Origin of the sequence: Paraburkholderia sp. SIMBA_027, assembly GCF_046535315.1 — a bacterium.
GTDB classification, from domain to species: Bacteria; Pseudomonadota; Gammaproteobacteria; order Burkholderiales; family Burkholderiaceae; genus Paraburkholderia; species Paraburkholderia tropica.
In genome coordinates this window covers 154,137-175,105 of record NZ_JAWRWY010000007.1, presented here as the reverse complement: position 1 = coordinate 175,105, position 20,969 = coordinate 154,137, and the positions used below count along the sequence as shown (strand labels likewise).

General features: G+C 65.9%; 18 protein-coding genes. 11 read left to right on the top strand and 7 right to left on the bottom strand.

Features of this window, described 5'->3' with window-relative positions; genetic code table 11:
* Positions 1-83 precede the first annotated feature (83 nt).
* Both SB764_RS15430 and SB764_RS15425 read right to left on the bottom strand, forming a co-directional pair.
* Positions 84-1,463: a sigma-54-dependent transcriptional regulator gene (locus SB764_RS15430; RefSeq protein WP_065063729.1), complete on the bottom strand. Its 1,380-nt coding sequence runs from the start codon at positions 1,461-1,463 to the stop codon at positions 84-86.
* Between the two features lie 385 nt (positions 1,464-1,848).
* Entirely contained in the window at positions 1,849-2,169 is a 321-nt protein-coding gene (locus tag SB764_RS15425) for a hypothetical protein (RefSeq protein WP_065063731.1), read from the bottom strand.
* A gap of 663 nt (positions 2,170-2,832) precedes the next feature.
* Here SB764_RS15425 and SB764_RS15420 point away from each other — a divergent pair.
* From SB764_RS15420 to SB764_RS15410, 3 genes are all read left to right on the top strand, one after another.
* Positions 2,833-3,873: a sigma-54 interaction domain-containing protein gene (locus SB764_RS15420; RefSeq protein ID WP_065063785.1), complete on the top strand. Its 1,041-nt coding sequence runs from the start codon at positions 2,833-2,835 to the stop codon at positions 3,871-3,873.
* A gap of 319 nt (positions 3,874-4,192) precedes the next feature.
* Positions 4,193-4,819: a hypothetical protein gene (locus SB764_RS15415; protein WP_373681616.1), complete on the top strand. Its 627-nt coding sequence runs from the start codon at positions 4,193-4,195 to the stop codon at positions 4,817-4,819.
* Positions 4,816-5,388 (top strand): hypothetical protein, encoded by a 573-nt coding sequence (locus SB764_RS15410; protein ID WP_410863986.1) that lies wholly within the window; start codon positions 4,816-4,818, stop codon positions 5,386-5,388. The genes SB764_RS15415 and SB764_RS15410 overlap by 4 nt, the downstream gene beginning before the upstream one ends.
* Before the next feature lie 82 nt (positions 5,389-5,470).
* Here the strand turns inward: SB764_RS15410 and SB764_RS15405 are convergent, their stop codons facing one another.
* Positions 5,471-6,820, bottom strand: a complete 1,350-nt coding sequence (locus SB764_RS15405; protein WP_065063733.1) for an AAA-associated domain-containing protein — start codon at positions 6,818-6,820, stop codon at positions 5,471-5,473.
* Between the two features lie 60 nt (positions 6,821-6,880).
* Complete coding sequence (locus tag SB764_RS15400; protein ID WP_065063736.1) at positions 6,881-8,644, bottom strand: ABC transporter permease; 1,764 nt, start codon at positions 8,642-8,644, stop codon at positions 6,881-6,883.
* A gap of 665 nt (positions 8,645-9,309) precedes the next feature.
* On the opposite strand from SB764_RS15400, the gene SB764_RS15395 reads away from it, so the two are divergent.
* Together SB764_RS15395 and SB764_RS15390 are read left to right on the top strand one after the other, a co-directional pair.
* Positions 9,310-10,989 (top strand): sensor domain-containing diguanylate cyclase, encoded by a 1,680-nt coding sequence (locus SB764_RS15395; protein ID WP_065063737.1) that lies wholly within the window; start codon positions 9,310-9,312, stop codon positions 10,987-10,989.
* Between the two features lie 185 nt (positions 10,990-11,174).
* Positions 11,175-11,441 carry a hypothetical protein gene (locus SB764_RS15390; RefSeq protein ID WP_065063739.1) on the top strand — a complete coding sequence of 89 codons (267 nt, stop codon included), beginning with the start codon at positions 11,175-11,177 and terminating at the stop codon, positions 11,439-11,441.
* A 146-nt stretch (positions 11,442-11,587) separates the two neighbouring features.
* Here SB764_RS15390 and SB764_RS15385 read toward each other — a convergent pair whose 3' ends face one another.
* Both SB764_RS15385 and SB764_RS15380 read right to left on the bottom strand, forming a co-directional pair.
* Complete coding sequence (locus SB764_RS15385; protein WP_065063741.1) at positions 11,588-12,901, bottom strand: ATP-binding protein; 1,314 nt, start codon at positions 12,899-12,901, stop codon at positions 11,588-11,590.
* Positions 12,885-13,616, bottom strand: a complete 732-nt coding sequence (locus tag SB764_RS15380; RefSeq protein WP_065063743.1) for a response regulator — start codon at positions 13,614-13,616, stop codon at positions 12,885-12,887. The genes SB764_RS15385 and SB764_RS15380 overlap by 17 nt, the downstream gene beginning before the upstream one ends.
* A 229-nt stretch (positions 13,617-13,845) precedes the next feature.
* Here SB764_RS15380 and SB764_RS15375 point away from each other — a divergent pair, with 229 nt between their 5' ends.
* The gene (locus SB764_RS15375) at positions 13,846-14,412 is read left to right on the top strand and encodes a periplasmic heavy metal sensor (RefSeq protein WP_074984726.1); all 567 of its coding nucleotides are present in this window, start codon (positions 13,846-13,848) and stop codon (positions 14,410-14,412) included.
* Between the two features lie 219 nt (positions 14,413-14,631).
* On the opposite strand, the gene SB764_RS15370 is transcribed toward SB764_RS15375, so the two are convergent.
* Positions 14,632-15,330 carry a pirin family protein gene (locus SB764_RS15370; protein ID WP_321866281.1) on the bottom strand — a complete coding sequence of 233 codons (699 nt, stop codon included), beginning with the start codon at positions 15,328-15,330 and terminating at the stop codon, positions 14,632-14,634.
* Between the two features lie 506 nt (positions 15,331-15,836).
* On the opposite strand from SB764_RS15370, the gene SB764_RS15365 reads away from it, so the two are divergent.
* From SB764_RS15365 to SB764_RS15345, 5 genes are all read left to right on the top strand, one after another.
* Entirely contained in the window at positions 15,837-16,613 is a 777-nt protein-coding gene (locus SB764_RS15365; RefSeq protein ID WP_410863982.1) for an ABC transporter substrate-binding protein, read from the top strand.
* Between the two features lie 274 nt (positions 16,614-16,887).
* On the top strand, positions 16,888-17,577 hold the full coding sequence (locus SB764_RS15360) for an ABC transporter permease (RefSeq protein ID WP_065063751.1): 690 nt from the start codon (positions 16,888-16,890) through the stop codon (positions 17,575-17,577).
* 60 nt (positions 17,578-17,637) lie between these two features.
* Positions 17,638-18,351: an ABC transporter permease gene (locus tag SB764_RS15355; protein WP_065063791.1), complete on the top strand. Its 714-nt coding sequence runs from the start codon at positions 17,638-17,640 to the stop codon at positions 18,349-18,351.
* A gap of 16 nt (positions 18,352-18,367) precedes the next feature.
* Complete coding sequence (locus tag SB764_RS15350; RefSeq protein ID WP_065063753.1) at positions 18,368-19,150, top strand: ABC transporter ATP-binding protein; 783 nt, start codon at positions 18,368-18,370, stop codon at positions 19,148-19,150.
* Between the two features lie 619 nt (positions 19,151-19,769).
* Positions 19,770-20,918, top strand: a complete 1,149-nt coding sequence (locus SB764_RS15345) for a porin (RefSeq protein ID WP_065063793.1) — start codon at positions 19,770-19,772, stop codon at positions 20,916-20,918.
* Positions 20,919-20,969 lie beyond the last annotated feature (51 nt).

Sequence of the window (20,969 nt, the reverse complement as noted above, 5' to 3'; positions counted from 1 at the left end):
CGCGATTTACATCGCATACCGGCACGAACGGGCGCTGACTTCAGTGCGTCTTGAGGCTTATCGCCTTATCCGGACAGGGCGGCTCAGGCTCCCGCGCGCGCGGGCGTCTCGCCCTTGCCCGTCTCGTTGCCATACTCGACCAGCCGGTTATAGAGCGTCTTCAGGCTGATGCCGAGAATCTCCGCCGCGCGCGTCTTCACGCCGCCGCACTGTTCGAGCGTCGCGAGGATCAGTTGACGATCGGCGTCGGCGAGCGAGGTGCCGAACGGGATCGTCACGGCCGTGCCTGCCACGGGCTTCGACAGCGAGATCTGCAAAGGCACGGCCGCCGTGAGATCGCCCTCGTTGCCCGACATGATGTGCGCGCGCTGCACGTAGTTCTTCAGTTCGCGCACGTTGCCGGCCCACGGATAGGCCGCGAGCATCTCGCGCACTGCGGGCGGAAACTGCTTCTTCGTGCCGTGGCGCTCGTTGAGTTCGTCGAGGAAAGCCTGCGCCAACAGCTCGACGTCCTTGCCGCGCTCGCGCAGCGGCGGCAGGTTGATCGGGAACACGTTCAGACGGTGATAGAGGTCCAGACGCAGCTTGCCCTCGGCCACGGCCTGCTCCGGATCGCGATTGGTGGCCGCGATCAGGCGCACGTCGGTCTCGATTTCCTTGGTCGTGCCGACGCGCATGAACATGCCGGTTTCGAGCACGCGCAGCAGTTTCACCTGCAGCTCGATCGGCATTTCGGTGATTTCGTCGAGGAACAGCGTACCGCCGTTCGCGCGCTCGAAATACCCCTTGTGCTGACGGTCCGCGCCCGTGAACGAGCCGCGTTCGTGGCCGAACATTTCCGATTCGATCAGGTTCGGCGAAATCGCGCCGCAGTTCACCGCGAGGAATTCGTGCTTGCGGCGCAGGCTCAGCTGATGGATGGTCTGCGCGGCCACTTCCTTGCCGGTGCCCGACTCGCCCACCAGCATCACCGAGGCGGGCGTGGGCGCGACGCGGCTGATCTGGTCGTAGACGTCCTGCATGACCGGCGAATTGCCGAGCATCAGACCGAAACGGCCCATGCGGCGCAGCTCGCCGCGCAGCGTGCCGATTTCGGCCTTGAGATCGCCCGCGCGCGGCAGACGATTGAGAATCGCCTTCACGCGCTGGAGGTTGATCGGCTTCACGAGGTAGTCGATCGCGCCGTTCTTGAGCGCGTCGACGGCCGTCTCCACGGTCGCGTGACCGGTGATGACCACGAGTTCCACGCCCGAGCGCGGATCGAGATCCTGGAACAGATCGGTGCCGCTGCCGTCGGGCAGCTTCAGATCGGTGAACACAACGTCCGGCATTTGCCGGATCAGCTGGATGCGCGCTTCCCGCAGGTCGCCGGCCTGCGCGGTGGTGAGCCCGTCTTCGCCCACCACGGCGGCGAGCGCTTCGCGGGTTTCTGCGTCGTCATCGACAATCAATACATGTGGCATCGCGTCTCGTCAGCCCTGAAAGGTGAGTGGCTCCTGGGCGCACAACACGACGCGCCGCAGCAAGTTCCTGCGCGACGGACAACAGAGTCCGACGTCGCGGGCTGCGCGGCGCGAGGGTGGCGCTGCAAGTGGAGTGCGAAACGGCCGGGTACGCTCAGGACGGCGAGCGCGGTCTTTTAGCTGCATGATCGCAACAATCTCGCGACCCGCAGTCAACCCAAACCTTGATTGTTGTGGATATGGCCATTATAGACATATTCCAGATGCGGATGCGTGGCATTCACGGTGACATCGGACGCCCGGCGCGCGCGTCGCGAGGACGTGAGCGCCGTGCCGATGTTGCGTCGAAAGCCGCATCCGCTACCGGAATGCGTCCTCCTGCACCTCAATGCCGCGTGGCCGGATCGCTGCCGCTTTGCGGAAACGGCCATGCGCCGCTCGAGGCGTCGCCCGCCGCGCCGTTGACCGGCTCGCCGCGCGCCATCACGCCGGCGGCCATCGCATCGCCCGTCGCTGCCGCGCCCGGCGCCACGCCGCTCTCCGCCAGCGAGCCGCCCTCGCCCTCCCAGCGGTTCAGCTCGCGGTGAAACGTCTGACGCTGCATGCGGTGACGCTGCGCAAAACGCCACGCCAGCATGCCTGCCGTCGCGCCGAGCGCACCCACCGCCACGAGGGTCCCAATCAGTCCAGGCTTGTTCTTCGCCATGTCGCACTCTCCCAGGTTGTTGTCGGAAATGCGGTCAGAATCGGCAGCCGTGAGCAGATGAACCGGCCACCGATCTATCGGCGCATACGCCGCGCCAGGTAGGATAGACGCCCGTGCGCAGTCCGACATGCGGAGCACGAGGCGTGCCAGCCGGTCCGCGCGCCGAATTCTGGCCGCAGTCGACGGCGTCCGGGCGCGCATCGGGGCGCATTCGCGCAGAACGCGGCGCGCAGCGACAATCCGGGCACGTCCATTGCCCTGCGACGCGCGGCAGTGGTTAAATGTTTACGAGATGGAAATCCCGTGGCCGCCGGGCAAGGTATCGCCTGCGCCGTTTCGCACAGCCAGTTGGCCAGATCGTGCGGCTCGCCAGCCGCCGAGGCCGGCAAGCCATGCCCGATCCGCCCGACGCGCGCAACGCCAGCGCCCCGGCTTCGGGCCACACACCACACTTTGCAGGACGACTACCCTATGGCGACAATCGAGCCGGGCTCGCCCGCCGCCGAGCGCGATGCAATGCGCGACGAACAACGTAACGAGATGCTGGATGAACGGCCTGACGAGAAGCGTGCAGGAAAGCGCAGTGAAAAACGCAGCGACAAGCCGCGCGCCGCGGCACGCCGCGACAAAACCGACAAGCCCGACAAGCCCGACGACGCGCGCATGAGCGAGGAACGGAGCGCGCGCGTCGCGGGCCTGGAATCGTACGGACGCCTGTACGGTTCGTCGGCGGTCATGCAGGACCTCTACGAGCAGATCCGGCGCGTTTCGGTGACCGAGGCGACGGCGCTGATCGTCGGCGAATCGGGCACCGGCAAGGAGTTGGTCGCGCGCACGATTCACGAGGAAAGCAATCGCCGCGACGGTCCGTTCATCGCCGTGAACTGCGGCGCGATTCCCGACGAGCTGATCGAAGCCGAACTCTTCGGCCACGAAAAAGGCAGCTTCACGGGCGCGGTGCAGGCGCGCGACGGCCACTTCGAGCACGCGCGCGGCGGCACGCTGTTTCTCGACGAAGTCACCGAAATGTCGCTGCTGCATCAGGTCAAGCTGCTGCGCGCGCTGGAGTCCGGCGAGTACTACCCCGTCGGCAGCAACGAGGCGATTCGCGGCGACGTGCGCGTGATCGCCGCGACCAATCGCGACCCCGTGGCCGCCGTGCGCGACATGGCGCTGCGCGAGGATCTGATGTATCGCCTCGCGGTGTTTCCGCTGCGCGCGCCGCCGCTGCGCGAACGCGAGCGCGACCGCGAACTGCTCGCCCAGCTCTTTCTCAACGAACTCAACGACGAGAGCGGCACGCAGAAGGTGTTCAGCAAGCGCGCGCTCGAAACGGTGCGCAACTGGTCGTGGCCCGGCAACGTGCGCGAGCTGAAGAACGCGGTGTATCGCGCGTTCATCCTCGCCGAGAAGCAGGTGGAGATCGCGCATCCGCAACTCGTGCCGCGCGTGAAGAAGCCCGTCACGCAGGGCGATGCGATGAGCGTGTGGATCGGCACGCCGCTCGCGGACGCGCAAAAGCAGATCATTCTCGGCACGCTCAAGCATTGCGGCGGCGACAAGCGTCTCGCGGCGCGCACGCTCGGCGTGAGTCTGAAGACGCTGTACAACCGGCTCGGCAGCTACGGCGCCGAGGACGGCGACGCGCCGCCGCCGGAGGACATCGACAGCGACGAAGGCGACGACGCGCGCGACGACGCATGATCGCGCGCGGAAGATTTCAGGCGAAAGGAATCTGAAACGAGGCTGTCGGTTATCGGCAAGCGCGTTGCCGAATACCTTGACGAAAGCGTCGGCAAAAAGCCTCGAAATGTTGCGAAATAGCCGTCATCGCAATCACGTTAGGACAAGCGGTGCACGGCATTTTGCAATTTCTTGCACTTTACCTATGCCCTTGTGTAAGTCCTTCCTGCACAATCCGCAGCACGAAAACGTGCTGGAGGCTTGCGCAACGCGGCTTCCGGCCGCAAGCGGCAGGGAAAGGATCATGCAAGAACGAAGTGCTCTGGCGTGCAACGCGCCGATGGCGGCATCGCCGATCGACTCGACGACTCACCCGATCGCTGATTCGCCGCGTGAAACGATTCGTATCGCGCTCGCACGGCACGCCGCTTCGTCGGCGCGCTGGCGCCGAGCCGCGTCGCTCTCGCTGCTCGCCACCGTGGCCAGCTTCGCGTGTTCGGCGTGCAGCTCGCTCTACTCCGAGGGCGCGCAAACCGGCGCCGGTATCGCGGGCGCCGCCGTCGCCGCGAAGGTGACGAACAACGCGGCCGTGGCGACCGGCATCGGCCTCGGCGCGCTGGCCGCCGCCAAGGCCGGCGTGCAGTACTCCGAGCGCGTCGTGCACACCAACACCCAGGACAGCATCGCGAAGGCCGCGGGCCCGCTCGACGTCGGCGCCGTCGCGCCCTGGTCGATCGTCCATTCGTTTCCGATCGAAGACGACGAACACGGCCGCGTGACGGTGAGCCGCACGATCAGTTCGGGCGCGCTCGACTGCAAGGAAATCGTCTTCTCCGTCGATCACGACGCGACGAAGGACAAGGCCGCGACGAGCGCGTTCTACGTGGCCTCGGTGTGCCGCGACGGTCAGAACTGGAAGTGGGCGTCGGCCGAACCGGCCACCGCGCGCTGGGGCGCGCTGCAATGAGCGGCGTGAATGTTTCGGCCGTGGCCGCGACACGTGCGGCGCGCGCGCGGCGTCCCGGCGCATCGCGCGGGCTCTCGCTCGTTGCACTCGCGGCGCTCTGCGCGAGCGTTGCGCTCACCACCAGCGGCTGCGGCTCGATCGGCGCGGCCAGCGGGGCCGCCGCCGCGGCCGCCACCGGCATCGTCACCGCGAATCCGGCCGTGGGCGTGGGCGTGGGCATCGCCGTGCAGGCGGCCACCGACGAAGCCGTCAACCGCTTCATGAAGAGCATGCACGCCGACCAGCAGGAGCTGATCGCGGAAACCGCCGGACGTCTGCCCGTCGACGGCACCGACACCTGGCGCATCAAGCACACGCTGCCCGTGGAAAACGGCCACGGCAAGGTGCGCGTGACGCGCGCGTTCGCGTCGGCGCTCGCGCTGTGCAAGGACTTCGTGTTCTCGGTGCAGGACGGCGACGCCGCCAACTCGCCCGAGCAGTGGTACACCGCCACCGCGTGCCAGGATCAGAGCACCTGGAAATGGGCAACGGCCGAGCCTGCCGTCGAGCGCTGGGGCTCGCTGCAATAATCGCTCGCACAACACGAAAAAACGGTCGCCTCGGCGACCGTTTTTCATGGTGCGTATCGCGTGAATGCGATCCGCAAATCGATCAGGACTCCACGTCTTCGAGACTGAAGATTTCAGACTGGTCGTTGTACGAGAAGATCTCGCCGTAACGGCCCCAGTCGATCACGGTGTCGAGCGTCTCCTCGGCCGCGCCGTCGGAGAGAAAGTCTTCGAGTTCCTGCTCGAAGCGCACGCGCGGCGCGCGGTGGCCCGGACGCTCGTTGAGCACCTTCTTGATCCGCGCCGCGAGCGGCACATGACGCAGCAGATGCTCGGCGAACATCATCTTGCGCTCCTGCGTGCCGAATTCCGCGAACACGCGGGCGGGCGGCGTGAGCAGCACGTCGCCTTCGCGCACATCGGCGAAACCGAGGTGTTGCAGCACTTCCGCGATCGGGAACAGATCGTCCACTTCCAGATGCAGCGAGCGGGCGATTTCCGGCATGTCGGCGCGGCCGTGATACGGCGCGGCGGCGAGCGTTTCGATCAGACCGGCCATCAGGTTGGTCGACACGCGCGGCAGCCAGCTGCCGAGTTCGAGGCCCTTCCTCGTCGTCTCGCCGGTCTGACGCGCGGTCATCTTCGCGTAGATGTCGTCGACCAGCTTGCGGAACGCCGGGTCCAGACGATTGCGCGGATGCTTGAACGGCACCTTGATTTCCGCGACCACGCGACCCGGATTCGACGACAGCACCAGAATGCGGTCGCACATGAACACCGCTTCCTCGATGTTGTGCGTGACGATCAGCACCGACTTGATCGGCAGACGCCCTTGCGTCCACAGATCGAGCAGGTCGGTACGCAGCGTTTCGGCGGTCAGCACGTCGAGCGCGGAGAACGGCTCGTCCATCAGCATGAGCATCGGATCGACGACGAGCGCGCGCGCGAAGCCCACGCGCTGGCGCATGCCGCCCGAGAGTTCGCGCGGATAGGCGTTTTCGAAGCCGTCGAGACCGATCAGGTCGATCGCCGCCAGCGCGCGTTCGCGACGCTCGCGCGCGCCCACGCCCTGCGCTTCCAGACCGGCTTCCACGTTCTGCAGCACCGTGAGCCACGGGAACAGCGCGAAGGTCTGGAACACCATTGCCACGCCTTCGGCCGGGCCGTCGAGCGGCTTGCCGCGCCACGTCACTTCGCCGCCGGTCGGCTCGATCAGCCCGGCGATGATGCGCAGCAGCGTCGACTTACCCGAACCGGAGCGGCCGAGCAGCCCGACGATCTCGCCTTCGCGCAGCGAGAGATTGGCGTCGTCGAGCACCAGCAGTTCGCCCTGCGACTTGTTGAAGCCCCGGCATACGTCCTTGACACGCAGGATTTCCTCGCCGAGCCGCGGCGGATTCGGGGCCGTCTGCACGTCGCCGTGCGCGGTGCTCAGGGTCTTGGGGTTTTGCATCGCGTTACCTTCGATCCTTCGTTGATTCGCTGAATTGTCGCAGTCTTCGCCCGATGGCGATCAATCGAGCCGCAGCCGCGATTCGGCATGCGTGTACAGCGGGCGCCAGAGCACGCGGTTGAACAGCGTGACGAACAGCGACATCACGGCGATGCCGAGGATGATCTTCGGAAAGTCGCCGGCGGCGGTCATCTGCGCGATGTACGCGCCGAGGCCATGCGCTTCGAGCTTCGTGTCGCCCCACTGCACGTATTCGGCGACGATGCTCGCGTTCCACGCGCCGCCCGAGGCCGTGATCGCGCCCGTGATGTAGTACGGGAAGATGCCCGGCAGCACCGCCTGACGCCACCACTGCCAGCCACGGATGCGGAAATTCTTCGCCGCTTCCTTGTAGTCGTTCGGGTAGGCGCTCGCCCCGGCAATCACGTTGAACAGGATATACCACTGCGTGCCGAGCACGATCAGCGGTGACAGCCAGATGTCAGGATTGAGGTGGAAGCGCACGATCACGATCACGAACACGGGGAACAGCAGGTTCGCCGGAAACGCCGCGAGAAACTGCGCGAGCGGCTGGATCTTTTCCGCGAGCGCCGGGCGCATGCCGATCAGCACGCCGAGCGGCACCCAGATCACCGAAGCGATCGCGATCAGCACGATCACGCGCAGCAGCGTGATGAGGCCGAGCATGAGCACGTGGCCGACTTCGTCGAGCGAGACGCCCGTGCGCACGTAGGCCACCACGCGCCAGACCACGAACAGCGTGAGCGCGATCACGAACAGCGCCCAGACGATATCGCCGAGCTTCGAGCGCGCGCCGCCGCGCGCGGGGGCCGCGGGCGCGGCGCGCTGGATCGTCGGAAACGCGGGCAGACGGAACGGAATGCGCGCGGCCTTGGCGAAAACCCAGCCGAGCGGCACGAGCAGTTCGTGAATCAGATGCGTGCGGCGGATCAGGTCGAGCAGCCACGACTGCGGCGCGTCGCCGGAACTGGTGTTCTCCATGCGGAACTTGTCGGCCCACGCGACGAGCGGTCGGAACAGCAGCTGGTCGTAGGCGAGAATCACGACCGTCATCGTCAGGATCACCCAGCCGATCGCGTGCATGTTGCGCTCGGCGATGGCCTGCGCGAGATAGGCGCCGACGCCCGGCAGCGTGATCGTGTTGTTGCCCACCGTGATCGCTTCGGAGGCCACCACGAAGAACCAGCCGCCCGACATCGACATCATCATGTTCCAGATGAGGCCCGGCATCGAGAACGGCACTTCGAGCTTCCAGAAGCGCTGCCAGTTGGTCAGATGGAAACCTTTCGAGACTTCGTCGAGATCGCGCGGCACGGTGCGCAGCGACTGATAGAAGCTGAAGGTCATGTTCCACGCCTGGCTCGTGAAGATCGCGAAGATCGCCGCGAGTTCGGCGCCGAGCACGCGCGAGGGAAACAGCGCGAGGAAAAACGTGACCGTGAACGAAATGTAGCCCAGCACCGGCACCGACTGAAGAATGTCGAGGATCGGCACCAGCACGAGACCGGCGCGGCGGCTCTTGGCCGCGAGCGTGCCGTAGACCAGCGTGAAGATCAGTGAGGCGACCATCGCCGCCAGCATGCGCAGCGTCGTGCGCATCGCGTATTCGGGCAGGTTCGCGGCGTCGAGCGAGATCGGCTGCGCCTTGAGCGTGGCGATGGGCGCCATCGTTTCGTGAAAGCCCACGGCGGCCATCGCGATCAGGCAGATGATCAGCGGGAACGCCACGAAGTCCCAGCGATTAGGCAGCACGCGCCACGCCGAAGCGTTGGCCGTGCGGTTCAGGTTGAACTTGAATTCCATCAGACGCCCTCCCCGTTGAAGATCGATGCGGCGGCCTCGCGGTGCGGTGCGCGCGCGGCACCAGCCACGCAAGCAACGCAAGCGGCGCGCGGAGAGCGGAAATCAGCAAAGGCAAGACGCATGGACTGAGTATTTCGTTAGCGTTGATGACGCGGCGGCGCCCCACGAGGACGCATGCCGCCGCACGCACGGGCCGGACCCAAGGAAGCGCGCCCGCTGCCGTCCGGCGCGGCCGGCGCAACCCGCGGCGGCGCGCTCACGCGGCAGGCTTGCCTGGTTCGGAACGGCACGACACTACACCAACCTTCGTGACACATTCAACCTCGCGCGCCACGCCGGCAGGATTCCAGCAAACGCCCGCCAGGCGGGGCTTTCGAGCCACTTTCGGCGCGCTTTCCGCGACATTCCGGCCAGCATGCGGCAAAGCCTGCCGACGACTCCCCAACGTGCGCCCGCGCACACGGCGATCACGCGCGAGGCCCGCCGGACGGCGTTTGCAGGCTCGCAGACGCCGTTCGAGAGGTAGAATCGTCACGCGGCGACGGCCACCCCTTCGCCGCGCAGTGTCCCGTTGTGCCGGGCCGGTGCTTCACGCGCCGGGATATCGGGCGAGCCGCCCGCTCAAGCATCAGGCGCGCCATGCCCATCCACGAATCAGAAGGCCGATGAACAGGAGACTCTTGCGTCAGGCAGCCGGGCCGCTCGGAGTCGTGGCGGTCGCCCTCGTCTGCTGGCTGGGCGCCGGCTGGCTCGCCGACCGCATGGTGCGTCAGGAGCTCGACACGGCGCTCAAGGTCCAGCGTCAGATGACGCGTTCCGTCGTCGACAACATGGCGGAAGTGATCGCCAGCGATCTCGCCATGTCGCGCGCGATTCCCGCCACCATGGCCGAGACCCGCGTGGTGCAACAGGCGCTCACCGAGGCCGGGCATTATGCCGCTTTGCGCACATCTACGGAACTGGCGCGACGCGAAGCGTTGCAGCAGATGCCCGAGCTCGCCACCGTCAACCGCTTCCTGCACGACGCGCAAGGCTTCTCCGGCCTCGATGCGATCTGGCTCGTCAACAGCAACGGCATCTGCATCGCGTCGAGCAACGCGATGGACAAGATTTCCTACGTGGGCGTCGACATGCGTCCGCGCGCGTACCTCACCGACACGCTGCTCGGTGCGTTCTCAGAAACCTATGGCGTGGGCACCTCGAGCGGCGAGCCGGGCATCTTCGTCGCCGCACCGGCCTACGACAACGGCCTGCTGGTGGGCGCCGTGGTCGCCAAGGTGAGCATCGCGCGGCTGCGCCACTGGGTGACGCATCCGGGCACCTTCGTCTCGGACAGCAACGGCGTGATCGTGATGGCGCACGACAGCGCGCTCGAAGGGCTCGCGATGCCCGGCTCGCACGTCGAAGAAATGAACGCCGTCGACCGCGTGAACACCTATCTGCGCGAGCGCTTCTCCGAACTGTCGCTGCAAAACGCCGCCGACGCCGCCACGAGCCAGGCGCCGTGGATGCCCGCGCAGGCCGCGCAGTCGCTCGTCGATCTGCCGGGCCAGCCCCTGCCCGCGCTTTATGAGGTGCGCGGCGGGCTCAACTCGGGACTCTCGGCGCATCTCGTCGATCCGCTCAACGCCTGGCCTGAACTGCTCGCCAACCATCGGCGCGATCGTCTGCTGATTTTTCTGACGCTCGCGGGCACCGCGGCGCTCGCGGCCGTGATTTCGATCTCGTGGGTGCGCGAGCGGCGTCTGCATCGCGCGAGCCGCGATCTCGCGGGGCAACTGCAGGCCGCCAACGCGCTGCTCGCCGCCGAAGCGCGCCACGACGCGCTGACCGGCGCCCTGTCGCGCCGCTATTTCCTCGACCTGCTGCGCCGCGAAATCGACGCCGCCTATGCGCAGGGCAAGCCGCTGTGCATGGCGATCGCCGACCTCGATCACTTCAAGCAGATCAACGACCGCTTCGGCCATCCGGCGGGCGACCGCGCGCTTCAGCATTTCGTGGAAACCTGCCGCGCCGAACTGCGCTCCGGCGACGCCGTGGGACGGCTCGGCGGCGAGGAGTTCGGCATCCTGCTAACCGACACCTCGCTCTCGACCGCGCACGACGTAATCGAGCGTCTGCGCCGCGAAGTGAAGTCGAGCCCGTGCGCGGAATTGCCCGCGGAATCGAACCTGAGCGTAAGCATCGGCGTCACCGAACTGGCCGCGTCGCAAGATCAGCCCGAACGGCTGATGAGCCGTGCCGATCTGGCGCTCTACATGGCGAAAGCGGGCGGCCGCGACCGCTGCGAGGCGATGACCGCCGACGGCGCCGTGCCGCCGCGCACCGCCGCCGAAACGTGGTGAACGCGCCGTCGCCGCGCACGCCGGACATCAGCACAGACTCACTTAACTGCCGAACTCGACCGGGGCAAACCGGCCCGACGCGGTATCATCGGACCAGCGCAGCACGCGCCGCCATGCTATGCGCATCGCCGAAGTCCGGCGCGCGGCGCGTCAGGTCGTTTCACAGCACATATCAGGAGGCATGCATGAAGGGAAATCTGGTCATCGTCTGCCGCGATCAGGATGCTCTCGCGTTCGACCAGTTGATGGTGGAATACGGCGCGTTCCAGACGCGCCTCTCTTCGACCGCGTGGTATCTGAAGCTCGAGGCTGCGCCCGAGCTGGTCCAGGAAGAGATTCTCGCCCGCATCGGCAAATACACGACGCACTACATCTTCGAAGCCGACAGCGTTGTCTACAACACGGTCGACAGCGAAGCCGCCGCCGCGCTCGACACGCTGTTCTCGGCCTGAAAATAAAAAGAGCGGCTGGTTCGCAGCCGCTCCGGGTCACACTGATTCATATTCGCCAACACGCATCCGCTGGACTTTCGGTCGGCTCCGGCACAGCCCGGACGCCCGCCGCGCACCTCCCCAAACCGTCTACAGCACGCCGGCGCTCACCAGATCTGAGCCGCCTCGGCCACCGTACGTTCGACCACTTCGAACGGAAAGCTCATGCGCACCGCGAGGCCGCCGCTTTCGCCGTTGCCGATGGCGATCTCGCCACCCGCGCGCCGCACCAGCCGCTCGACAATCGCGAGACCCAGGCCGCTGTGGCCGTTGCCGCCGCGCGCCGGGTCGAGCCGCACGAACGGACGGCTCGCCTGCGTAAGGTCCTGGTCGGCGATGCCCTTCCCGTGGTCGCGCACCGTGAGCGTGTAGCCCTCGGCATCGCGCGACGTTTCGATCACAACGGGCGGCGCGCCATAGGCGTGCGCATTGTCGAGCAGATTCGCGACCACGCGGTCGAGCGTGGCGGCCGGCAGACGGAAGTCCGGACCGGCCTTGAAACGCCGCTCGATCGCCAGCGTCTCGCCGCCCACCGTGCGGTAATTGCGCGCGATGCGCTCGCACTGCTCGTCGACTTCGACGGGCTCGCTGCGGTCGGCGCCATCGTGCGCGAACACCAGAAACTGGTCGACGATGTGCGCCATGGACTCCACGTCGCGCACCACGCCGTCACGCACCTTTTGCTCGTCCATCATTTCGGCGCGCAGACGCAAACGCGCCAGCGGCGTCTTGAGGTCGTGCGCCACGCCCGCGAGCATGACCGCGCGGTCTTTCTCGGTGCGCTCGACTTCCTTCACCATCTGATTGAAGCCGCGCGTGAGCTGGCGCAGCTCGCGCGGACCGCGCTCGCGCAGCGGCGGCACGGGCTGGCCGCGGCCGAAGCGCGCGACCGCGTGAGCCAGCGCGCGCAGCGGCTTTTGCACCATCCACGCCGCCACCAGCGCGGCCACCAGCGCCGCCGAGAAGATGATGATGAACCACGGCGCGCGGTCGATCGGCCGCATCATGCGCAGCGGCTGCCCCGGCACCACGATCCACTTCGCGTCCTGCGGCCCCTTCACCCACAGCGTGGGCGGACGCCCCGGCATGCCGGGGCGCACTTCCGTGCCCGGCGGCATGCGCTCGCGGATGTCGTCAAGGAAGCGGTGAAGCGGCTCCGGCATTTCGTTGCGCATGGTCGGCACGTCCGGGCTGTCGGCCGGCACCAGCTGCACCCGCGAGGGCAGCGGCTGGTCGGGCTCGCGCTGGACGTGCTGGCGCACGGCGTCGACGAGGAACATGGCCTCTTCGACCGCGTAGCGCGATTGCATCTGGTCGCGCTCCAGACGCATGAGCGCGAACCAGGCGACGTGCGACAGCAGCAGAACGCCAATGAAGAGCAGCGCAAGCCGCCCGAACAGCGAATCAACCGGCCGGCGCATGACCACTCTGCTCGCCGTCCGGCACGAAAACGTAGCCGCGGCCACGCACCGTCTGGATGAAGCGCGGCGTGGACGGATCGGTTTCGAGGATGCGTCGCAGACGCCACACCTGCACGTCGATGCCGCGGTCGGTGCCGTCGTATTCCGGACCGTGCAGCAGTTCGAGCAGGCGCTCGCGCGTGAGCGTACGCATGGGGTGATTGACGAAAATCTTCAGGAGCGCGAATTCGCTGCCCGACAGCATGATGGGCTTGCCTTCCTGCTGGAGCGTGCGCGACTGGAAGTCGAGCGTGAAGCGGCCGAACGAGAACGGCTCGCGCTGCTCGGGCGCGGCGGCCGAGGGCAGCGTGCGGCGACGGCGCAGCACGGCCTGCACGCGCGCCAGCAGTTCGCGCGGGTTGAAGGGTTTGCCGAGGTAATCGTCGGCGCCCAGTTCGAGACCGACGATGCGGTCCACGTCGTCGGCGCGCGCGGTCAGCATGATGACGGGGATGTCGTCGCCGGACGCGCGCAGCTTGCGCAGCGCGGTGAGTCCGTCGACGCCCGGCATCATGAGATCGAGCACGATCAGGTCGGGGCGCTCGCGCTCGAGGCGGCGCTCGAGCGAGCCCGCATCGTGCAGCACCGACACTTCCATGCCTTGCCGCGCCAGATAGTCGCGCAGCAGGTCGCGCAGTTCGACGTCGTCATCGACGACCAGAATTTGAGTAGCCATGGGACGAAGTTTAACGCGCGCATGTAAGCCGTTTGCTTACACGGAGGCGCTTTGGGTTACGAGAAGTTACCGCGAAAGGCACATGTAATGTCGCGTAATGACAACGCCGTGGCCCGTAACACGCCGCTCCCGACCGGCCTATACGCTAGGGACACCGGTTGCGGCCACCCTGCTTCGGACGCCGTGCCAAACCGGACCAAACCTTCAAGGATTTGTCAGGAGCATCACCATGTACAAGACTACTTCGCGCCTTCTCGCGATCGCCGCTGCCTCTCTCGCTCTCACGGTCGGCGCAACCGCCGCCAATGCACAAACGCCGCCGCCCCCCCCGGGCGGTCCCGGCATGATGCACGGCCCGCACGGCGGCCCGGGCATGCACGGCGACTTCATGATGGGCGCCAAAAAGCTGCACGACAAGCTCAACCTGAACGCCGCTCAGGAAAAGCAATGGCAAACCGCCGTCGACACCATGAAGCAGAACGGCCAGGCCATGCGCAAGAACCATGAACAGCTCAAGCAGCAGTTCGACGCGCAGAAGAACCAGCCGATCCTCGACCTGAACGCCATGCACGCCACGCATCAGCAGATCGAGCAGCAGGAAGCGCAACTGCGCGAGCAGACCGCGCAAGCCTGGCTCGCGTTCTACAACGGCCTGAACGACCAGCAGAAGACCACCGTCAGCTCGGCGCTCAAGGAGCACTTCGCGAAGATGGAACAGCGCCACGAGAAGATGCGTCAGCGCTGGGAACAGCACCGCCACGACAAGGGCGCGGCATCGGCGCCGGGCGCGCAGTAAGCAACCGGGCGCCAATCGAGGCGCGCGCCTGAGCGGACGCGCGGCGGGTCGCGCCGCCGCATGTCCGCCCGGCGCGGGCCTGACCGCCCGGTTCAGCAAAGACGCAAACAAAAGCGAAAGCGCCGCGAGTCTCATCCCTCGCGGCGCTTTTTTCATGGCCGCGCGCGGAGCGTTTCCGCGCGCGGCGTCACACGCGCAGCCTGTGCGTCCCGTGCGGCATCACGCCACGTCGAACAGCAGCACTTCCGCCGCTTCGCCCTTCGCGAGCACCACGGCCGTTTCAGCTTCGATCATCGCCGCGTCGCCCATATTCAGGCGCTCGCCGTTGACCTCCAGCGCGCCGCGCGCCACCTGCACGTAGACCCGCCGCCCCGTCGGCACCGCATATTCGGCGCGCTCGTCGCCGTCGATCAGCGCTGCGTGAATCGAGGCGTCGGCCTGCACCGTCACCGAGCCGTCGCGCCCGTCGGGCGAGGCGATCAGGCGCAGACGGCCGCGCTTGTCGGCGTCGTCGAACCGCTTTTCCTCGTAGCCCGGCGCGCCGCCGCGTTCGGTCGGCAGCAGCCAGATCTGCAGCAGATGCGCTTCCTCGTCCTTCGAGGCGTTGAACTCGCTGTGCATCACGCCCGTGCCGGCGCTCATGCGCTGCACGTCGCCGGGGCGGATGGTCGAGCCGTTGCCCATGCTGTCGCGGTGCGCGAGCGCGCCGGAAAGCACATAGGTGACGATTTCCATGTCGCGGTGGCCGTGCGCGCCGAAGCCGCGTCCGCCCGCGATGCGGTCGTCGTTGAGCACGCGCAGTGCGCCGTAGTGCAGATGCGCTTCGTCGAAATAGTCCGCGAACGAGAAGCTGTGATACGTGTCGAGCCAGCCGTGGTTGGCATGGCCGCGTTCGTCGGCGCGTCGGATCGCAAGCATGGGGATTCTCCGTTCAGTCATGTCGATGTCCGAAGGTAGGGGCGGACGGCCTCGCGCACAATCCGCACCGGCGCACCGCATCGTTTCGCCAGCAACATCAATGGCCGGCGCGGGCGCGTCGCGGCCGTCCGGACACCGATCGGGCGCCCGATCGCCGCTCGATACGCGCCCCGCAACCAATTCTGTCAGGCCTGAACCACATGCCTGGTGCCGAGTCGCCCGCGTGCGCCCTGGCTTCGGGTAAAATACCGCGCTTTTCGGCCAGCGCCAGCTCGCGCGCGGCCCGGCGCCGGCTTTGGGCGCCAGCCTGGACGCCCTGCGCGTCCGACCCGTATTTTTGATCGCCTACAATGGCGGCGCTCCGGCCACGAGCCGGTTCGCGCAAGTCGCGAGCGAGCGCCGGTATCGACGCGCGCCGCCGGCGCCGCGGTCCCGAAGCGCCCGCCTCAGCTATGGAAGGGACGGAGTCAGTGATGAACCACTCGCTGCGCCCCGACAGGAGAAAGATGAAGAAGTTCGCAGTGTGCGTCGCGCTCGCCCTGATGGCGGGCAGCGCCGCGGCCAGGGATTGGCATACCGTGCGTATCGGCGTCGATGCGAGCTATCCGCCGTTCGAGTCCAAGGCCGCCAACGGCCAGATCGTCGGTTTCGACGTCGACCTCACGAAGGCGCTGTGCGCGCGCATGAACGTGAAGTGCGTGTGGGTGGAAAACGACCTCGACGGCATCATTCCGGCGCTCAAGGCGCGCAAGTTCGATGCGATCGTCTCGTCGCTGACGATCACGCCGCAGCGCCGCCAGCAGATCGACTACTCCGACAAGCTGTTCGACGCGCCCGCGCGCATGATCGCGCGCAGCGGTTCGCCGCTGCTGCCGACGCCCGAATCGCTCAAGGGCAAGAACGTCGGCGTGGAACAGGGCTCGACCCAGGAAGCGTACGCGAAGGTCCACTGGGCGCCCAAGGGGGTGAACGTGGTGTCGTACCAGAACCAGGATCAGGTCTATCAGGAACTGATCGCGGGCCGCCTCGACGCCACGCTGCAGGATGAAGTGCAGGCCGACTACGGTTTCCTGAAGACGCCGCGCGGCAAGGGCTTCGGCTGGGCCGGTCCGGAAGTCGAGGATCTGGCGACGATCGGCGACGGCACCGCCATCGGCCTGCGCAAGGACGACGCCGACCTGAAGGCGAAGTTCAACGCGGCCCTCGCCTCGCTGCACAAGGACGGTACGTTCGACCAGATCGCGAAGCAGTATTTCGACTTCCCGATCTACAAGGGCAAGTAAGCAAGGCAACCAGGCCGGCGCGCGCGGCGCGCCCGGGGCTCGCCCCGATGGACCGCACAGGCGCTTCGTATACAGTGCGAAGCGCGTCCTGCGAAGACGCCGTCCAGAGCGCCATTCGACACCATTCGACACGCGCCTCCAGGACACGGAGACCGACGGCCACGCGGCGAAGCCTCGCCAGCCGCGCTTGACCGGATTTGAACCGCGGCAGTCGCTGCCGCGCCTTTCGCGAGGCGCCCCTCGGCATCGAGGACGCTTCGTCGAGGACTCACCTATGTTTCTTCAAGGCTACGGCCCGCTGATCCTCGCCGGCACCTGGCAGACCGTCAAGCTCGCGGTGCTCTCGCTCGTGCTCTCCTTCGTGCTCGGGCTGATCGGCGCGGCGGCGAAGCTCTCGAAAAACCGCGCCGTGCACGGCGCGGGCACGGCCTACACCACGCTGATCCGCGGCGTGCCCGATCTCGTGCTGATGCTGCTGCTGTTCTACAGCATCCAGATCTGGCTGAACGACCTCACCGACATGCTCGGCTGGGATCAGATCGACATCGACCCGTTCCTCGCCGGCGTGGTGGTGCTCGGCTTCATCTACGGCGCGTACTTCACGGAAACCTTCCGCGGCGCATTTCTCGCCGTGCCGCGCGGCCAGCTCGAAGCGGGCCACGCCTACGGCATGACGAACTGGCAGGTGTTCACGCGCATCATGTTCCCGCAGATGATGCGCTTCGCGCTGCCCGGCATCGGCAACAACTGGCAGGTGCTCGTGAAGTCCACGGCGCTCGTCTCGATCATCGGTCTCGCCGACGTCGTGAAGGCCAGCCAGGACGCCGGCAAGGGCACGCTGCGCTTTTTCTTCTTCACGCTGCTCGCGGGCGCGATCTATCTCGGCATCACGACGGTCTCGAACTTCGTGCTGATGTATCTCGACAAGCGCTACTCCACGGGCGTGCGCAAAGCGGATCTCTGAGATCCAGGCTCAGGCGGAACTTAGCCAGAAGACAAGACAAGGCCAACGACAATGCAAGACCTGATCCAGCTGATCCAGCAATACTGGCGCAACTATCTCTACACCGACGGGTATCACTTCACGGGCGTCGCGATCACGGCCTGGCTGCTGGTGATTTCGATCGGCCTCGGCTTCTGCCTCTCGGTGCCGCTCGCCGTCGCGCGCGTCTCGAAGAAGAAGTGGCTCTCGGGCCTCGTGTGGCTGTACACGTACATCTTTCGCGGCACGCCGCTCTACGTGCAACTGCTGCTCTGCTACACGGGCCTCTACAGCCTCGAAATCATCCGCAATCACGAGCTGACGAGCGCGTTCTTCCGCAGCGGCATGAACTGCACGCTGCTCGCGTTCACGCTCAACACCTGCGCGTACACGACCGAGATCTTCGCGGGCGCCATCAAGGCGACGCCCTACGGCGAGATCGAGGCCGCGCGCGCCTACGGCATGAGCCCGTTCACGCTGTATCGCCGCGTGATCCTGCCGTCGGCGCTGCGCCGCGCGCTGCCCTACTACAGCAACGAAGTCATTCTGATGCTGCACGCGACCACCGTCGCGTTCACGGCCACCGTGCCGGACATCCTGAAGATCGCGCGCGACGTGAACTCGGCGACCTACCAGTCGTTCGGCGCGTTCGGCATCGCCGCGGTGCTGTACCTGATCATTTCATTCACGCTCGTGTGGCTGTTCCGCCAAGCCGAGCGCCGCTGGCTCGCATACCTGCGACCGCAAGGCAAGTGAGCCAACGAGGTCTTTGATGAATTCCCAGAAGCAGAAACTTTTCGTCGATTCGATCCACAAGCAGTACGGCGACAACGAAGTGCTCAAAGGCGTCTCGCTCAAGGCGAACGCCGGCGACGTGATCAGCGTGATCGGCTCGTCGGGCTCCGGCAAGAGCACGATGCTGCGCTGCATTAACTTCCTCGAGCAGCCGAACGCGGGCCGCATCTTCGTCGACGGCGAAGAAGTCGTCACGAAGGCCGACCGCCGCAGCGGCGCGCTCGTGGCCGCCGACGTCAAGCAGTTGCAGCGCGTGCGCACCAAGCTCGCGATGGTGTTCCAGCACTTCAACCTGTGGTCGCACATGACGGTGCTCGAGAACGTGATCGAGGCGCCGGTGCACGTGCTCGGTCTTTCGCGCAAGGAGGCCGAGGACCGCGCGCGCGTCTATCTGGAGAAGGTCGGGCTCGCGCCGCGCGTGGAGAAGCAGTATCCGTCGCATCTCTCGGGCGGCCAGCAGCAGCGCGTGGCGATCGCCCGCGCGCTCACCATGAACCCCGACGTGATGCTGTTCGACGAACCGACTTCGGCGCTCGACCCCGAACTCGTCGGCGAAGTGCTCAAGGTGATGCAGCAGCTCGCCGAGGAAGGCCGCACGATGATCGTCGTGACGCACGAAATGGGTTTCGCGCGCAACGTTTCGAATCATGTGATGTTCCTGCATCAAGGCCGCGTGGAAGAGGAAGGCGTGCCCGCCGAGGTGTTCGCCAATCCGAAGAGCGACCGTCTGCGCCAGTTTTTGTCGGGCAGTCTGAAGTGATGCCGGGTTTTGTAGTCGCGCTGCATAGTCAGTCTATGTAGTCGACTACATCCGTTCCAGCGGCGATGTAGTAAAAGTAGTATTTCAAGGCGCTTTCTGCGCCTTTTCTTTTTTCCTTCGCAACCCGCCTCTCGCCCCCGAAAATCGCCGCCAAAAGCGCGTTTTTCGCATTACTCCTGCGTCCTTCACGCGTCAATAGTGGCAATCCTGAGGAGCCCCCCTGACGATCCGTGTGTCCCTTGTCTGATAAGGATTTAGGCATACTTTTCAGACTCGGGTGACCACCATCCAGGAAGGCCATATGGCAATTTGACGACACCCGGCGCCGCCCGCGCGATTTCGTTCGCCACCGCCCACCTTTTTTGCTAAATTAGTAACCAAAGTAGCAAAACAAACTTCTTTAAAAGTAGTTTCACTTCAAATAAGAACGGGAGATGCCAGTCAACCAGGGGATCTGCATGACGACTCGATCAGGTTGTCCTGCTCGCATCGTTTCCGTACGCCGATCCTCCGGGTCACACTCCCTTTACGCGACCGTTTCTGTCCGCAGCACCCCGAAGGCGCGCGGACGTCTTTCGCAGTACTAAGGTTGACTCTTTGACAGGGTATGGAGGAGAAGATGAAGAAAGCATTGCTCGCCGCAGCATTGATGTCGGCTGGCGTCGTGGCGCATGCGCAAAGCAGCGTGACGCTCTACGGCCGCCTCGACGCAGGTGTGGCGTACATGAACGGCGTCGGCGCCGGTTCGGGCGCAAACGGCCAGGCTACCCATGGCACGAGCCAGGTTCAGCTCGAAAGCGGCTACTGGGGCACCAGCCTCTGGGGCATGAAGGGCGTTGAAGACCTCGGCGGCGGCAACAAGGCACTCTTCCAGTTGGAAGGCAGCTTCAGCACGGCAACGGGCGCAGGTCCGGGCAACGGCGGCCTCTTCAATCGCTGGGCAACGGTCGGTATGTCGAACGACAACTACGGTACGCTGCTGTTGGGCCGCGAACTGATGATCGTCAACGGCATTTGGGACTTCGACCCGTTCGGTCAGTCGAACTGGTCGTCGGCATCGATGGTCCGTGGTCGTAACTGGCCGCAATCGAGCAACAACATTTCGTACCAGTCGCCGAAGTTCTACGGCTTCGACGTGTACGGCCAGTACTCGTTCTCGAACGCCACGAACTGGAACGGTAACGGCACGACGTCGCAAGGCCGCCAGAACGGCATCCAGCTGACCTACACGAACTCGCTGTTCCAGGTTCGCGGTATCTACGACGAAATCCGCAATCCGGCCAACGGTACGCTGGGTGGCACGTACGACCAGACCAACGCAGACAACGCCTCGCAAGGCGTCTTCGCGTACTCGCGCGACTACATGGCGATGGTCAACGTGTTCCTCGGTCCGTTCAAGGTTCAGGGCGGCTACGAAGCCGTTCGCTCGTCGGGCATGACGGGTCTGGCAATCGGCCAGCCGAGCACGCTCGATCACGAGTGGGGCGGTGTGACGTGGCAAGCCACGCCGGCTGCCGCGCTGATCGCCGCGGTCTACCACGTCAACGCGAACAACGGCGGCGGCAACGCCACGCTGTACACGATCGGCGGCTCGTACAACCTGTCCAAGCGCACGCTGCTCGACCTGCAGGTCGCCACGGTGCAGAACAGCAAGTCAGCCAACTTCGGTCTGAACGCCAACAACTACGGCGACTCGGCTGCCACGGGCAACCCGCTGGCCGGCCACAGCCAGACCGGCGTGTACGCAGGCATCCAGCACTCGTTCTAATTCCGGACGAGTGTAGACAGAACAGCTACATCGACGTTTTCACGCTGCTGC

What these genes read in the sequence shown, in the direction of transcription:
- SB764_RS15430 (WP_065063729.1), bottom strand. Translation starts at nt 1,463, where the DNA reads ATGCCACATGTATTGATTGTCGATGACGACGCAGAAACCCGCGAAGCG.
- SB764_RS15425 (WP_065063731.1), bottom strand. Translation starts at nt 2,169, where the DNA reads ATGGCGAAGAACAAGCCTGGACTGATTGGGACCCTCGTGGCGGTGGGT.
- SB764_RS15420 (WP_065063785.1), top strand. Translation starts at nt 2,833, where the DNA reads ATGAGCGAGGAACGGAGCGCGCGCGTCGCGGGCCTGGAATCGTACGGA.
- SB764_RS15415 (WP_373681616.1), top strand. Translation starts at nt 4,193, where the DNA reads ATGGCGGCATCGCCGATCGACTCGACGACTCACCCGATCGCTGATTCG.
- SB764_RS15410 (WP_410863986.1), top strand. Translation starts at nt 4,816, where the DNA reads ATGAGCGGCGTGAATGTTTCGGCCGTGGCCGCGACACGTGCGGCGCGC.
- SB764_RS15405 (WP_065063733.1), bottom strand. Translation starts at nt 6,820, where the DNA reads ATGCAAAACCCCAAGACCCTGAGCACCGCGCACGGCGACGTGCAGACG.
- SB764_RS15400 (WP_065063736.1), bottom strand. Translation starts at nt 8,644, where the DNA reads ATGGAATTCAAGTTCAACCTGAACCGCACGGCCAACGCTTCGGCGTGG.
- SB764_RS15395 (WP_065063737.1), top strand. Translation starts at nt 9,310, where the DNA reads ATGAACAGGAGACTCTTGCGTCAGGCAGCCGGGCCGCTCGGAGTCGTG.
- SB764_RS15390 (WP_065063739.1), top strand. Translation starts at nt 11,175, where the DNA reads ATGAAGGGAAATCTGGTCATCGTCTGCCGCGATCAGGATGCTCTCGCG.
- SB764_RS15385 (WP_065063741.1), bottom strand. Translation starts at nt 12,901, where the DNA reads ATGCGCCGGCCGGTTGATTCGCTGTTCGGGCGGCTTGCGCTGCTCTTC.
- SB764_RS15380 (WP_065063743.1), bottom strand. Translation starts at nt 13,616, where the DNA reads ATGGCTACTCAAATTCTGGTCGTCGATGACGACGTCGAACTGCGCGAC.
- SB764_RS15375 (WP_074984726.1), top strand. Translation starts at nt 13,846, where the DNA reads ATGTACAAGACTACTTCGCGCCTTCTCGCGATCGCCGCTGCCTCTCTC.
- SB764_RS15370 (WP_321866281.1), bottom strand. Translation starts at nt 15,330, where the DNA reads ATGCTTGCGATCCGACGCGCCGACGAACGCGGCCATGCCAACCACGGC.
- SB764_RS15365 (WP_410863982.1), top strand. Translation starts at nt 15,837, where the DNA reads ATGAAGAAGTTCGCAGTGTGCGTCGCGCTCGCCCTGATGGCGGGCAGC.
- SB764_RS15360 (WP_065063751.1), top strand. Translation starts at nt 16,888, where the DNA reads ATGTTTCTTCAAGGCTACGGCCCGCTGATCCTCGCCGGCACCTGGCAG.
- SB764_RS15350 (WP_065063753.1), top strand. Translation starts at nt 18,368, where the DNA reads ATGAATTCCCAGAAGCAGAAACTTTTCGTCGATTCGATCCACAAGCAG.
- SB764_RS15345 (WP_065063793.1), top strand. Translation starts at nt 19,770, where the DNA reads ATGAAGAAAGCATTGCTCGCCGCAGCATTGATGTCGGCTGGCGTCGTG.